This is a genomic window from Streptomyces sp. NPDC094147 (assembly GCF_044764265.1).
In the GTDB taxonomy this organism is placed as follows: Bacteria; Actinomycetota; Actinomycetes; order Streptomycetales; family Streptomycetaceae; genus Streptomyces.
The window spans coordinates 114925-130147 of record NZ_JBIWHT010000005.1; the positions used below are offsets into that span (position 1 = coordinate 114925).

General features: G+C 72.8%; 5 protein-coding genes. 1 reads left to right on the top strand and 4 read right to left on the bottom strand.

The window, feature by feature from the left end; all coding sequences use genetic code 11:
- Positions 1-4 precede the first annotated feature (4 nt).
- Together ACIQ8J_RS11105 and ACIQ8J_RS11110 are read right to left on the bottom strand one after the other, a co-directional pair.
- The gene (locus tag ACIQ8J_RS11105; protein ID WP_403270859.1) at positions 5-10258 is read right to left on the bottom strand and encodes an amino acid adenylation domain-containing protein; all 10254 of its coding nucleotides are present in this window, start codon (positions 10256-10258) and stop codon (positions 5-7) included.
- A 113-nt stretch (positions 10259-10371) separates the two neighbouring features.
- The gene (locus ACIQ8J_RS11110; RefSeq protein WP_403270856.1) at positions 10372-11718 is read right to left on the bottom strand and encodes a serine hydrolase domain-containing protein; all 1347 of its coding nucleotides are present in this window, start codon (positions 11716-11718) and stop codon (positions 10372-10374) included.
- A 210-nt stretch (positions 11719-11928) separates the two neighbouring features.
- Between ACIQ8J_RS11110 and pheA the strand changes: the two genes are divergently transcribed.
- Entirely contained in the window at positions 11929-12864 is a 936-nt protein-coding gene (gene pheA / locus ACIQ8J_RS11115) for a prephenate dehydratase (protein WP_403270853.1), read from the top strand.
- A gap of 67 nt (positions 12865-12931) precedes the next feature.
- Here pheA and ACIQ8J_RS11120 read toward each other — a convergent pair whose 3' ends face one another.
- The gene (locus ACIQ8J_RS11120; RefSeq protein ID WP_403270850.1) at positions 12932-13594 is read right to left on the bottom strand and encodes a response regulator; all 663 of its coding nucleotides are present in this window, start codon (positions 13592-13594) and stop codon (positions 12932-12934) included.
- Positions 13582-14835, bottom strand: coding sequence for a sensor histidine kinase (locus ACIQ8J_RS11125; RefSeq protein WP_403271113.1), 1254 nt, complete (start codon positions 14833-14835; stop codon positions 13582-13584). Before ACIQ8J_RS11125 ends, ACIQ8J_RS11120 begins: the two co-directional genes overlap by 13 nt.
- Positions 14836-15223 lie beyond the last annotated feature (388 nt).

Here is a 15223-nt window from a genome sequence, read left to right on the forward strand (position 1 = left end):
CGGGTCACGAGGTGGCGGCGCCCCGCTCCAGCTCGGCGAGGATCCGCTCCTCGACCTCGATGGCCGTCCCGGCGATCGTGGGCCGGTCGAAGAGCGTGCGGGGCGAGACGTCGGTGCCGAAGGCCGCGTTGATCCGCGATGCCATCCGCACCGCGAGCAGCGAATCGCCGCCCGCCTCGAAGAAGTTGTCGTGCACACCGACGCGCTCGACGCCGAGGAGTTCCTGCCAGATGTCGGCCAGGGCCTCCTCGGTGACGGTGGCCGGCGGCTCGTAGGCGGTGCCGGTCGCCACCTGCTGCGGCGGCTCGGGCAGCGCCCGCCGGTCGACCTTGCCGCTGGGGGTCAGCGGCAGCTCGTCCAGCCTGAGGAAGACCGCCGGCACCATGTACTCCGGCAGCGTCGTCAGCAGGTGCTCGCGCAGTTCGGCGGTGGGCGGCTCGCTCCGGTCCGGCGCCACCACGTGGCCGACGAGGACGGTGCGGTCGGCGTCCGTGTGGGCCACGACCGCCGCGTCCGCGATCCGCGGGTGGGTGACGAGCGCCGCCTCGATCTCCCCGGTCTCGATCCTGAATCCGCGGATCTTGACCTGGCCGTCGGCGCGCCCGAGGTATTCCACCGTGCCGTCCGTACGCCACCGCGCCAGGTCGCCCGAGCGGTACATGCGCTCGCCCGGCTCGCCGAACGGGTTGCGCACGAAGCGCTCCTCGGTCAGCTCCGGCCGGTTCAGGTATCCCCGGGCCAGTCCGGCGCCCGCCACGTGGAGTTCACCGGTGACCCCGGCCGGGACCGGTGCGCCGGTCTCGTCGAGGAGCAGCACCCGGTAGCCGGGCAGCGGACGTCCGATGGGCATGGGGCCGCCCGCGTGGACGTGCTCCGCCGTGATCTCCTGGTGGGTCACGTACACGGTGGCCTCGGTCGGCCCGTACATGTTGACCAGCCGGGCCGCCCCGGTGCCGTACCGGTCGAACCAGGCCGTCAGGTGCTTGGGCTCCAGCGCCTCACCGGCCAGGACGACCCAGCGCAGATCCGGCAGCGCCGGCCCGTCGGAGGCGGCCGCGCTCTCCACCAGGGCGCGGAACATCGACGGCGTCTGGCTCAGCACGGTGACGCCCTCGGCCCGCAGCATCGCCCAGGTGGCATCCGGTTGCTGGGCCCAGTCCTGCGGGACGACGACCACCCGGCCGCCGGACGTCAGGCAGCCCCACATCTCCCATACGGAGACGTCGAACGCGTAGGAGTGGAAGACCGTCCACACATCGTCCGTGCCGAACCCGAACCGCGGCCGGGTGTTCTCCAGCAGGTTCAGCACCGTGCGGTGCTCGATCGCCACGCCCTTGGGCCGGCCCGTGGAGCCCGACGTGTAGATCACGTACGCCAGGTCCTCGCCGGTCACCTTCACCGGGGGCGCCGACACCGGAAGCCGGGAGATGCCGGGCCAGTCGGCGTCGAGGTCCACGACCCGCAGGCCGTCGACGTTCAGCCGGTCCTGGGTGCCGTGGTGGGTCACCAGCACCGTGGCGCCCGAGTCGCGCAGCATGTACTCCAGGCGGTCCGTCGGATAGGCGGAGTCCAGGGGCACATAGGCGGCGCCCGACTTCATGATGCCGAGCAGCCCGACGAGCAGCTGTACGCCGCGCTCGACCGCGAGAGCCACCAGTTGACCGGGGCCAGCTCCCAACGAGGCCAGATGATGGGCGAGTTGACTGGATCGCTCGTCCAACTCCCGGTAGCTCAAGCACTCCTGACCGTACGTCACAGCGATCGCGTCCGGGGTGGCGGCCGCCTGCTCGGCGACCCGCTCGTGCACGCCACCGGCCGTCGCCCGCGCTCCGCCCGTGGCGTTCCACTCGTGCACCACCCGGTCGAACTCCCCGTCCGACAGCATGGGCACCGCCGCCATGGTCCGCTCCGGGTCCGCGACGATCCCCGCGAGCAGGGCGTTGAAGTGGCCCGCCATCCGCTCGACGGTCCGCGCGTCGAACAGGTCGGCGTCGTAGGCCAGCGTGTAGGAGAACTCCTCCTCGGCGTAGGCGAGCAGGTTCAGCGGGAAGTTGGTGACGTCCATGCCCCGCAGGTCCCGCATCCGCAGGCCCCGGTCCGCCGTCGCCTGCTCGTCCTTCGGGTAGTTCTCGAAGACGACCAGGCTCTCGAAGAGGCTGGTGCCGCGCTCGACGCCGCTCCAGCCCTGCACCTGCCCCAGCGGTACGAACTCGTAGTCGCGGGCCTCGACCTGGTCGCGCTGCAACCGGCCGAGCCACTGCGACACCGGGGCCCCGCCGTCGACCTCGACGCGAGCGGGCAGCGTGTTGATCAGCATGCCCGCGATCGAGTCGGCCTGGGCCAGGTCCGTCGGACGGCCCGAGACCGTCGCGCCGAAGACCACGTCGCGCTCGCCGGCGTAGCGGGAGAGCAGCAGCGCCCAGGCGCCCTGCACCACGGTGTTGGCCGTCAGCCGGTGCCTGCGGGCGAAGTCGAACAGCTCCCGCGACTCCTGCCGGGACAGCCCGCCGGTCAGCCGGCTGGTGGACCGGGTGCTGTGGCTGGCCTGCGGACGCCGGTCGTACGGCAGCGCCGTCGGCTCGGTGAATCCGGACAGCAGCCCCCGCCAGTACTTCTCGGCCTGGTCGAGATCCTGCTCCGCCAGCCATTCCACGTACGCCCGCAGTGGCCGGCGCACCGGCAGCGCGGGTGCCTCGCCCGCGGCGAGCGCCGCGTAGGCGCTGATCACCTCGGTGAGCACGCTGAAGGTGCTCCAGCCGTCGAGCAGCAGGTGGTGGAAGGAGCCGGCCAGCCGAACGGTGGTGTCGGAGAGGCGGATCAGGGCCAGCCGCAGCAGCGGCGGGGCGGACAGGTCAAGCCCTTCCGCACGGGCCGCGGCCAGGTGCCGCTCCAGCGCCCGGTCCTGTTCCGGCTCGGACAGGTGCCGCCAGTCGAGCCGGGTGATCGGCAGTTCGGTGTGGCGGTGGATCACCATCAGGGGGCGCTCCACCTGCTCCCAGACCACCGAGCCGCGCAGCACCTCCAGGTGGTCGGCGACCGTCTGCCAGGCGCGGGCCAGCAGGTCCACGTCCGACACCCCGTCGAACACGCAGGTCATCTGCTCGAAGTAGGTCGGCGACTCGGGGTTGGCCAGGGTGTGGAAGAGCATGCCGGCCTGCATCGGCGTCAGCGGGAAGACGTCCTCCACCGTGCGCCCGTCGCCCACGAGCCGGTCCACTCCGGCCTGGTCGAGGCCCGCCAGCGGGAAGTCGGAGGGCGTGGCGCCGCCGCTGCCCGCCTCCAGGCAGTGCCCGATGATCTCGCGCAGCGCCGTCAGGAACTCCCCGGCGAGCCGCTCGACCGTGGCGGAGCTGTGGTTGCCGGGCGAGTGGATCCAGTCGATCCGCAGCTCGCCGTCGTTGACGGCGGCCACGATGTCCATCAGGTGCGGGCGGTCGAGCTCGGGTGCCTGGTCCCGGCCGAGCCCGGCCAGCCGCCTGCGCACCAGGCCGTCCTGGCTGGTCGAACCGTCCCACTGGCCAAGGTAGTTGAAGCTGATCTGCGGTCCCGTACCGTCGGCCGGGATCCGGCTCGGTCCGTCCGCGGTGGGCAGGTGACGCAGCGCGCCGTGGCCCAGGCCCCGGCCCGGTATGGCCCGGATCCGCTCCTTGACCGACTTCAGCGCGGAGCCCCAGTCCTCGGCCGGTACGTCCAGGGAGACCGGGTAGACGGTGGTGAACCAGCCGAGCGTGCGGGACAGGTCGATGTCGTCGAAGAGGTCCTCGCGGCCGTGGCCTTCGAGCGCGATGGTGACCGGCGAGCCGGCCCACTGGTGCAGGACCCGGCCGAGCGCCGTGAGCAGTACGTCGTTGATCTGGGTGCGGTAGACCGACGGCACGCGCTGGAGCAGTGCCCTGGTCTGGGTGCGGTCCAGGTGCACGGACGCCACCGCGGAGGTGCCGAAGGTGTTGGGTGCCTCGCCGTCGCGGGGTATCGCGTGGTGCCGCTCGACACTGTCCCAGTACGGCAGTTCGTGGTCGAAGCCGCCGGAGCGCGCGTGGTCCGCGAGCCGGCCCGCCCACTGCTGGTAGCTGCTGGACTTGGCCCCGAGGTCGGCGCCGCGGCCCTCGGCGAGCTGGGCGTACGCGGTGGCCAGGTCCTCCAGGAGCACCCGCCAGGAGACGCCGTCCATGACGAGGTGGTGCGCGGTCAGGAAGAGGCGGGGCAGCCGGCCCGCGCCCAGGCGGAAGAAGACGCCCTTGAGCAGGGCGGCGGACTTCAGGTCCAGCGAGCGCTGGGCGGCCAGGGCCGCCTCGTCCAGCGCAAGGCTCTGCTCGCTCTCACCGAGGGCGGAGATGTCCCGTACCGCGAGCAGCAGGTGCGGGGCCTCGTCGCTGTACTCCTGGGTCCAGCCGTCCCCGTCGTGGACGTAGCGCATCCGCAGGGCGTCGTGGTGGGCGGTGACCGCGGTCAGCGCGCGTTCCAGGACGGCGGTGTCGGTGTCGGGGGCCAGTTCGGCCTGGACCGACATGGCGTACTGGTCCGGGGCCTCGGGGTGCTCCGCGAAGAACCGGGCCTGGATGGGGGTGAGTTCGACGCTGCCGAAGACCGCGGTGGGCGTCACCGAGGCGTCGGCGAGGGTGGTGACGGCCGGGGCGAGGGTGGCGATGCTCTGGTGGACGAACAGCAGCTTGGAGGTGAGCTGGAGGCCGGCCTGCCGGGCCCGCGAGACGACCTGGATGGACAGGATCGAGTCACCGCCCAGGTCGAAGAAGTTGTCGTGGATGCCGACGCGTTCGACGCCCAGCACCTCGGCCCACACCTCGGCCAGCGCCTCTTCGACGGCGTTGCGCGGGGCGGCGTAGTCCGAGCCGAGCCGGCCGGCCCGGATCTCGGGCTCCGGCAGCGCGCGCCGGTCCACCTTGCCGTTCGAGGTGAGCGGCAGCTTCTCCAGCGGTACGAAGACGGCGGGGGTCATGTAGTCGGGCAGCGACAGGGCGAGGTGGGCGCGGAGTTCGCCGGTGGTCACCTCGCGGTCGCCGACCACATAGGCCACCAGGCGGCGGTGTCCCCGGTCGCCCTGGTGGGCCACCACCACGGCGTCCGTGAGGTCCGGGTGGGTCTTGAGCGCGCTCTCGACCTCGCCGAGCTCGATGCGGAAGCCGCGGATCTTGACCTGTCCGTCGGTGCGGCCGAGGAACTCCAGCACGCCGTCGGACCGCCAACGGGCCAGGTCGCCCGAGCGGTACATCCGGGTGCCGCGCTCGCCGTAGGGGTCCGCGACGAAGTGCGCGGCCGTCAGGCCCGGCCGGTTGAGATAGCCCCGGGCCAGTCCGGGCCCGGCGATGTAGAGCTCGCCCGGCACGCCGACCGGCGCGGGCTCCAGCGTCTCGGTCAGCACATAGACCCGGGTGTTGCCGATCGGGGTGCCCAGCGGCACGGGGGCCGCGGGGTCGAGACCCGGGCTCAGCGCGTGGGTGGTGGTCAGCGAGGTGGCCTCGGTCGGCCCGTAGCCGTTGCTGAGCCGGAGCGCCGGGTGCACCGCGAGCAGCCGGGCGCAGTGCTCGGGCGAGACCTTGTCGCCGCCGGCGACGAGCTGGCGCAGACCGCTCAGCGCGCCGGGATCGTCGTCCACGACCTGGTGGAACAGGCCCGCGGTGATGGCCAGATGGGTGACCTCGTGGTCCTTGAGGAAGCTGCCGAGCTCGCTGCCGGTGGGCGCGGACGGCGGGTGGACGGCCAGCCGCGCGCCGTTGAGCAGCGCCGACCACACCTCCAGGGTGGAGGCGTCGAAGGACACGGACGCGAACTGGGCGACGACGTCACCCGGCCGTACGTCGACCACCCCGGACTCGTGGATCAGGCGCACCACGGCACGGTGCGAGGTCATCACGCCCTTGGGGGCGCCGGTGGAGCCGGAGGTGTAGATGACGTACGCGAGGTGGTCCGGGCTCACGGCGGCGTCGGGAGCGGTGGCCGGGTGGTGCGCCGACTCCTCGCCGCCCGGCGTCACGTCGATGAGGCGGGCCTCGGTCTCCGGCAGCCGGTCGCGCAGGTGCGGCTGGGTGACGAGCAGCCGGGCACCGGCGTCCTTGAGCATGTAGGCGAGCCGGTCGGCCGGGTACTCGGGGTCGAGCGGCACATAGGCGGCGCCCGCCTTGAGGACGGCGAGCAGCGCCACCACGGTCTGGGCACCGCGCTCCATGCACAGGCCGACGAGCACGTCGGGGCCGGCGCCCTGCTCGACGAGGTGGTGGGCGAGCCGGTTGGCGCGCTCGTCGAGCTCCCGGTAGGTGAGCTTCTCCGCGCCGTACGAGAGGGCCACGGCATCGGGGCGCTGGGCCACCTCGGCGGCGAACAGCTCGGGCAACGCCGCCGCCGGCAGCTCGTGGGCGGTGTCGTTCCAGGTGTGCAGGACCTCCCGGGACTCGGCGTCGCCGAGCATCGGCAGGGCCGCGACGGCCCGCTCGGGCGCGGCGGCCGCGGCGCCGAGCAGCACGGTGAGGTGTCCGGCGAGGCGGGCGACGGTGGCCTCGTCGAACAGCGCGGTGCTGTAGATGATCCGGCCGGTGAGGTCCGCGCCCGACTCGGAGAACTCGATGGTCAGGTCGAAGGGGGCCGCCACCCGGTGCACGGGGTGGTCGCGGACCTCGACGCCGGGCAGCACCACCGCGTCGTTCGAGGCGTTCTGGAGTACGACCATGGTCTGGATCAGCGGCGTGCGACTGGTGTCGCGCTCGGTCTGCGCCATCTCGACCAGCCGCTCGAACGGCACGTCCTCGTGGGCGAACGCCTCCAGGACGGTCTCCTTGACCTGGTCGAGGAAGGCTCCGAAGGACTGCTGCGGGTCGACCTCGGAGCGCAGTACGACGGTGTTGACCAGGAAGCCGATGAGCTGTTCCAGATCGCGGTGGCCGCGGCCCGAGGAGGCGGTGCCGACCGCGATGTCGCGCTGGGAGGAGTAGCGGGCGAAGACCGTCTTGACCGCGGCGGTCAGCACCATGAACAGCGTGGCACCGCGGGCCCCGGCCAGCTCCCTGGCGCGGGCGACGGTCGCGGCCGGCACCTCGAAGGCGTACTCCGCGCCCGCGGTGGAGCGCACCACCGGGCGGGGCCGGTCGGTCGGCAGCTCCAGCGGGGTGATGCCCGCCAGCCGCTCGCGCCACCAGTCCAGCTGCCGGCCCAGCAGTCCGCCGCCCTCCAGACGGCCGCGCTGCCAGGCGGCGAAGTCCGCGTACTGCGGGGGAGCGCCGGCCAGGGTGGAGGGGCGTCCGAGCGCGCGGGCCGCGTACAGCTCGCCGAGTTCCCTGGCGACCACGCCCATCGACCAGCCGTCGGTCACGATGTGGTGCATCCCCAGGACGCAGACGTAGTCGTCGGCCGAGAGCGCGACCAGCAGGACGCGGACCAGCGGGCCGCCCTGGAGGTCGTAGGGCCGGGTCACCTCGGCGCGCACCAGCTCGCGCAGCCGCTCCTCGCGCAGATCGGCGGCGACGGTGGTGAGATCGGCGGTCCGCCACTGCGGCTCAAGCACCGGGTGGATCACCTGCACGCCCCGGCCGCCGACCACGCCGAAGGTGGTGCGCAGCGATTCGTGGCGTTCCACCAGGTCGCGCACGGCGCCGCGCAGGGCATCGGCGTTCAGTTCGCCGGTCAGCCGCAGCCCCATGGCGGTGTGGTACTCGGCGCTCCCCGGGTCGAAGTCCTCCAGGAACCACAGGCGTTGCTGCCCGTAGGACATCGGCAGCTCGTCCTCGCGGGAGACCACCGGGATCGGCGCGTCGCCCGCCTGCTCGGCGGTGGCGACCGAGGCGGCCAGCGAGGCGACGGTCGGGGTGTCGAACAGGACGCGCGGCGAGAGCTTGATGCCCAGCGCCTTGCGCATCCGGGAGACGGCGCGCACGGAGAGGATCGAGTTGCCGCCGAGGGCGAAGAAGTCGTCGTCGACGCCGAAGTTGTCGACGCCCAACACCTCGGCCCACACGCCGGCGATGGCTTCCTCGACGGCGTTGCGCGGCGCGAGGTGGCCGCCGGCCGGCTGCTGCGCCGCGGCCGGGTCGGGCAGCGCCCTGCGGTCGACCTTGCCGTTGGGGGTCAGCGGCAGGGTGTCGAGCACCACGATCGCCGACGGCACCATGTATGCGGGCAGGCTCGCGGCGAGGTGGGTCCTGATGTCATCGGCCGTGGGGCGCGCGGCGCCGAGCGGCGAGACATACGCGAGCAGGTTGGTGTTGTGGGTGACGACCACGGCCTGCGCCAGGTCCGGGTGCTGGACCAACGCGCTCTCGATCTCGCCGAGTTCGATGCGGAAGCCGCGTACCTTGACCTGGTCGTCCGCGCGGCCCAGGTACTCCAGGGTGCCGTCGGCCTTCCAGCGGGCCACGTCACCGGTGCGGTACATCCGGTGGCCCGGCTCGCCGAACGGGTTGGCGACGAACCGCTCCGCGGTCAGGGAGGCCCGGCCGTGGTAGCCGCGGGCCAGCCCGGCGCCGGCGATGTAGAGCTCGCCCCGGACCCCGGCGGGCACCGGGCGCAACGCGTCGTCCAGGACGTAGACCTGCGTGTTGGCGATCGGCGCGCCGATCGGCGGCACCGCGCCGCCGCTGAGCGGCGCGCTCATGGTCGCGCACACCGTGGTCTCGGTCGGGCCGTACGCGTTGACCATGCGGCGCCCGGCGGACCAGCGCGCCACCAGGTCACCGGTGCTCGCCTCACCGGCGACCACCAGCGTGGCGTCGGCGGGCAGGCCGCGGCCCTCCGGCAGGACGGCGACGGTGGCCGGGGTGAGCGTGGCGTGGGTGACGCCGTGCTCGGCGGCGTACGCGGCCAGCGGCTCGCCGGGGAGCATGGCGTCCTTGGAGCCCATGACCAGCGTGGCGCCGGTGACCAGGCCCATGCAGATCTCCCAGAACGCCGCGTCGAAGCTGGCGGAGGCGAACTGCAGGATCCGGCTGTCCGGCGTGACGTCGAAGTGCTCGGTCTGTACGGCCGCGAGGTTGCCGATTCCGGCGTGCGAGACGAGCACGCCCTTGGGCTTGCCGGTGGAGCCCGAGGTGTAGATGACGTACGCGAGGTCCTGCGGGGACATCTCGATGGCGGGCGCGGTGGACGGGTGGCGGTCCTCGTCGCCGGGCTGCGGGTCCTGGTCCAGGCTGACCAGGACGGCGTCGGTGCGCGGCAGCCGGTCGCCCAGGTCCTGGTGCGTCACGACCAGCCGCGCGCCGGAGTCCTGGAGCATGTAGGCGAGCCGGCCCGAGGGATAGTCGGCGTCCAGCGGCAGATAGGCGGCGCCCGCCTTCATGATGCCGAGCAGTCCCACCGCCATCGGGGCGCCGCGCTCCACGCAGAGGCCGACCAGGACGTCCCGGCCGGCGCCGAGTCCACGCAACCGGTGCGCGAGGCGGTTGGCCCGCTCGTCCAGCTCGCGGTAGGTCATCGGGCCGTGCTCGTCGATGACGGCGACGGCGTCCGGGCGGGCCGCGGCATGGGTGGCGAACAGCTCGGGGAAGGTGCCGGTGGGCACCTCGCGGCCGGTGGCGTTCCACTCCCGTACGACCTGGTCGAACTCGCTGTCGGTGAGCATCGGCAGCGCCGAGACCGCGCGCCCGGGGTCGGCGGCGGCGCCCGTCAGGAGAACGCCGAGGTGGCCGGCGAGCCGGGCGATGGTGGGCCGGTCGAAGAGGGCCGTGCTGAAGCGGATGCTCGCCGTCGGATGTGCCGAGTCGGTGAACTCCAGGGCGAGGTCCAGCGGATCGAACGGCGCCACAGTCGCCTCGCTCTCCTCCCGCACCACGACCATGGCCTGGACGAACGGGGTGACGCTGGTGTCCTGTTGCGGAGCCAGCGCGTCGACCAGCCGCGCGAGCGGGACGCCGTCATGCGCGAAGGCGGCCCGCACCGTCTCCTTGGCGCGGGCGACCAGCTCGCCGAACGAGGCCGCCGCCTCGACCCGGCCGCGCAGCACGAGCGTGTGCCCGCTGCGCGGGGAGAGCGTGCCGACGGCGATGTCGTCCTGGCCCGAGTAGCGGGTGAACAGCGCCTGCACGGCGGCCACGAGCACCTCGTGCCCGGTGGCCTCGAAGCGCCCGGCCAGTTCGCGTACGGCGGTGGCCACGGCGAGCGGGACATCGATGTCGCAGGTCGCCGTTCGGGCCGACCGCACGACGGGGCGCTGACGGTCCGTCGGCAGTTCGAGGGGAGCGATCCCCGCCAACTGCTGCCGCCAGAATTCAACGTGCTGGGAGAGCTCCCAGCCGGCCGACGCTGCAGCGCGAGTCACGCTGTACCTCCAGGAATTGACGGACTCCGGCGAGAAGTGCCCCCCTGCCTGCGGCCGGGTCGGGCTGCCGAGAAGTCGGAAAGAAAGTGGTCAGAACGCGCGGCGGGAAGGCGTCAGGCCGCGGCGTGGATGCGCTTGGCAGAGCGCCCGGCGAGCTGCAGGAGCGCGATCGCGCCGGTACTGCCGTCCCGGACGAAGCGTCCGGTGTACGGCGCCGCGTCGGTGTCGACGCGCCGGGCGGTGAAGTTCAGGCCGCCGTGCACGGTGACGTCGGCGACCAGGCCGGTGCGGTCACTGAGCCGGATCCCGTCGCGGTGGCGCCGGACGGAGAAGACGGTGTCGCCGTTGCCGTAGTCGCCCACGAGCGGTTCGAGGTCACGGGGGCCGGCCTCGGAGGCGTCGGGGTGCGGGGCCGGGCCGGGCTCGTAGTCGCCGACGTCGATGCCGAGGGTGCGCAGGGCCCCGACCACGTCGGGCCAGAGGCTGGATCCGGTGGTGGCGTTGGTGGTCAGGGCGACGGCAACGCCCGATTCCGGGTGGAAGCGCAGGTGGGCCGTGCCGCCATCCACTGTGCCGTCGTGGCCCGGCCAGCGGTTGTCCGGGCTGCCGTAGTGGCCGAGGCCCAGCGCCCAGGCGTCGGCCATGCCGAAGGCGTCGGCACCGGCCACGGCGGTCCGCATCTCGACGCGCTGCTCGTCCGCCAGGAGGGCGGCGGTCCTCGGGTCGGTGCCCAGGTGCAGCCGCGCGAGTGAGATCAGCTCTTCGGCGCTGCCGCTGAGCCCGCCGGCCGGTGTCCAGGTGGGCGGCAGGAACTGCTCGACGGGGCGCGCCGCGCGCTGTCCGGGCCGCACCGCGTGGCCCTTGGCCGACGTCCGGGCGGGGCGCTCGGGGCTGTGGTCGATGTACGGGTCGACGCCCAGCGGGCGCAGCAGGAAGTCCTGGAGCGCGTCACGCCACTTCAGGGCGGTGACCTCCTCGACCAGCCGGCCCAGGATGTTGTAGCCGGTGTTGGAGTACGAGAAGGAGCTCCCGGGGCGGTCGAGCAGCGGGAGTTGGGCCACGCTCGTCGCGTAACGCAGCAGGGACCGCTCGTCGGGGTCGTCCGGTTCGTGGTCGGCCACCAGGCCGCTGGTGTGGCTGAGGAGCTGCCGCGGGGTGATCGACGCGAGCCGGGCGTCCGCCGCGTCGCGGAATTCCGCCAGGAACGCGGAGACCGGCTCGTCGAGCTCCAGGTCGCCGTCCGACACGAGCTGGAGGACCAGCGTCGCGGCGAAGACCTTGCTCACGGAGCCGTAGGCGAATGCCGTACGGGAGTCCACCGCACGGGGTTCGCCGGAGCACTCGAATCCGGCGACCGCACTCACGGTTTCAGTACCGGTGTACACGGCGAGCTGCGCCCCGGGGACGGCGTGGGTGTCCGCCAGTTCCTCCAATAGGCTCGCGAGGTGCCGCGCTTCCATGACTTCCCCCATCAGTTGACCGACCGGCGATACCTCCGCCAGTACGGCTACCCGCACCACGGGGGGTGCGGGTAGCCGTACCTCTCAATCCTTGATCTTCGTCCCAGCCCAGGGCAAGCCGTTTCCCTGGGAGGAAAAAGCCCAGGTCAGGGGCCTTCTGGGAGCTGTGGAAGCAGAATGTGCGGCGCGTTGGCCCTTTAGGGTGACGGCATGTCAGCCACCCGCTACACCTACCTCGGTCCGGAGGGCACCTTCACCGAAGCCGCGCTCCGTACGCTCCCGGAAGCGGCCACCCGCGAACTCGTCCCCATGGTGTCGGTCTCGGCGGCGCTGGACGCCGTACGCGGCAGCGAGGCCGCGGCCGCCCTCGTGCCGATCGAGAACTCGGTGGAGGGCGGCGTCACCACCACGCTCGACGAACTCGCCAACGGCGAACCGCTGATGATCTACCGCGAAGTGCTGCTTCCCATCACCTTCGCGCTGCTGGTACGCCCCGGTACCCGGCTGTCCGACATCAAGACGGTGACGGGTCACCCGGCCGCCCAGCCCCAGGTGCGCAACTGGCTCGCGGCGAAGCTGCCGGAGGCCCGGTGGGAGTCGGCGCCCTCCAACGCGGACGGCGCGCGGCTGGTGCGGGAGGGACGCCATGACGCCGCGTTCGCGGGCGAGTTCGCGGCGCCGGCGTACGGGCTCGAAGCGCTGGCCACGCAGATCCACGACGCGGCGAACGCCGAGACGCGCTTCGTGCTGGTGGGCCGTTCGGCGCGGCCGTCGGCACCGACCGGCGCCGACCGGACCTCGCTGATCGTCTGGCTGGACGACGACCACTCGGGCGCCCTGCTCGAACTGCTCCAGGAACTCGCGGTGCGCGGGGTCAATCTGATGCTGATCCAGTCGCGGCCGACGGGCGCGGGGATCGGCAACTACTGGTTCGCCGTGGACGCCGAGGGCCACATCAGCGAACCGCGGGTCACCGAGGCCCTGATGGGGCTGCGCCGCTGGGTCCCCAAGATGCGCTTCCTCGGCTCCTATCCGCGGGCGGGGGCGGCGCCGGTGGGCGTACGCGCCATGCGGCCCGGCACCAGTGACCGCGAGTTCGTGGAGGCGGCGGACTGGCTGGCGCGCGTCCAGGACGGCCGGCCCTGAGCCGAGGCGTCAGGGCCGGATCCGGCTCACGACGATCCACCCGGGGCCACCGCAGGCCGTCCCTGCCTCAGGCCGACTCGCCGCGCAGGTGGGCGAGTACCGCGAGCACCCGCCGGTTGCCGTCGCTGGGGCCGAGGTTCAGCTTCATGAAGATGTTGCTGGAGTGCTTGACCACGGAAGCCTCGGTCACGCTCAACCGCCCGGCGATCAGCTGGTTGTTGAGGCCCTCCGCCATCAGCGCGAGCACCTCGCGCTCGCGCGGGGTGAGCTGGCGCAGCGGCCGGCTCGCCGTCTGCTGGGCGAGCAGCACGCGCACCACCTCGGGGTCGATGACGGTCTGGCCGTCCGCGACCCGTTGCAGGGCGTCCAGGAACTCGGAGACCTCCCCCACCCGGTCCTTGAGCAGATACCCCAGCCCGGCCGCCTCCCGGCCGTCACCGCTGAGCAGTTGGGTGGCGTAGGCGGTCGCGACGTACTGGGAGAGCACCAGGACCGGCAGCCGGTCGTGGCGGGCCCGCAGCTCCAGCGCGGCCTTGAGCCCCTCGTCCCGGAAACCGGGCGGCATCCGGACGTCGGTGATCACGACGTCCGGAGGCTGCTCGTCCACGGCGCGGGCCAGGGCCTCGGCGTCGCCGACGGCGGCGACCACCTCGTGGCCGCTGCGGGTGAGGAGTTCGACCAGTCCGGCGCGCAGCAGCACGGCGTCCTCGGCCAGCACTACCCGGAGCACGGCACCTCCACTCGAAGCTGGGTCGGACCGCCCTTGGGGCTGGACACCACCAGCCGGCCCTTGAGAATCGCCATACGGTCCGCCAATCCCGACAGCCCGGTTCCCCCGGCGGGGTCCGCGCCACCGTGTCCGTCATCGGTGATCAGCAGGATAAGCCGCTCGTTCACATACCTGCCGACGACCGCTACCTGGGTCGCGCCGCTGTGCTTGGCCGCGTTGGTCAGCGCCTCCGTCACGGTGAAGTACGCCGTGCTCTCCACCATGCCGGGCAGCCGGTGCGGCAGGTCGATGTCGACGGTGACGGGCAGCGGGTGGCCCATCGCGACCTCCGCCACGGCGGCGGCGAGCCCGTGGTCGGTCAGCACCTGAGGGTGGATGCCGCGGACGAGCCTGCGCAGCTCGTCCAGCGCCTGCCGGGCCTCGCGGCGGGCCCGGGTGACGAGCTCGGCGGCCGGGGAGTCGCCCTCCCCCATCTCCATCTGGGCCAGCCCCAAGGTCATGGTGAGCGCGACCAGTTGCTGCTGGGCGCCGTCGTGCAGATCGCGTTCGATCCGGCGCCGCTCGGCCTCGAAGGCGTCGGCAAGGCGGATGCGGGAGCGGGTGAGTTCGATGACCCGGCTCCGGGACGGCTCGTCGCGCGGGGACAGCAGGAACCAGGCCGTCTTGACCTGTGCCGCCGTCAGCAGGCCCGCCACGTACGCGCACAGCACCAGGCCGAGCAGCCCCAGGCCGCAGAACGGCAGGGCGGCCACCGGGCCGTCGATCGCCTGCCCCGGAATGATCATTACGGTCTCGGGGGCGAGCGCCCAGACCACGACCGGGGTCGCCACCAGCATGCCCGACAGCCCGAGCAGCGCCACGAAACCGGCGTTCGCTCCGGTGAAGAAGACCGCGAGGATGACGGCATAGCCCAGTTCACGCCATGTTGCGCGTTCTCTCAGCCGTGTTTGCAGCCAGGTTCGCGCACCGGCTCCCGCCAGCGAACGGTGCGGGTCAGGCGGCGGCACCGGCTCCACCAGCCTCAGGCGCCTGCGCTCCATGTTGGCGACGGGCAGGCCGAACACCATGGTGACCGCCAGGATCACCAGGCCCACCCCGACGACCGAGAGCAGCACCCCGAAGCAGAGCAGCACGGCGAGGCTCACCAGTACGGCCAGGCCGAGCGGGAGGCCACCCAGCAGAAAGGCCCAGGAGCGTACGGGCCAGCTGGAGGTGAGGAAGCGCAGCGGGTGCTGCTTCATCGCCTCCCACACGGCGATGCCCGGAAGGTCCTGCTCGGGTGCCCCCGGGGGCTCCGGGGACTGCCCCGCGGGCGCCTGCTGAGTCCCGCCCGGCCGCCCTGACACGTGTGTAGCCTCCTGCTGAGCCCCGCATGCATGATCCGGGACAACTGTAGTGCGGTGCCCGCGAACGCGTCGGCGGAGTGTTGCGCGGGACGGCGTTGTGAGGGACGCTCACCACCGCGGCCGTCACCCGGGGTACCGCGGCGGCGCGCCTCGTCGGCTGCCCGAAGGGGCCCGCGCCACGGCGCTCCCCGCTCATCGGTACAGGTCCGCCGCCCGCCCGCGCGGTGGGCCGGCGACCGGCCCTGCGTCCGTGAGCACCGCAACCGGCCGGCAGCAGATCTCC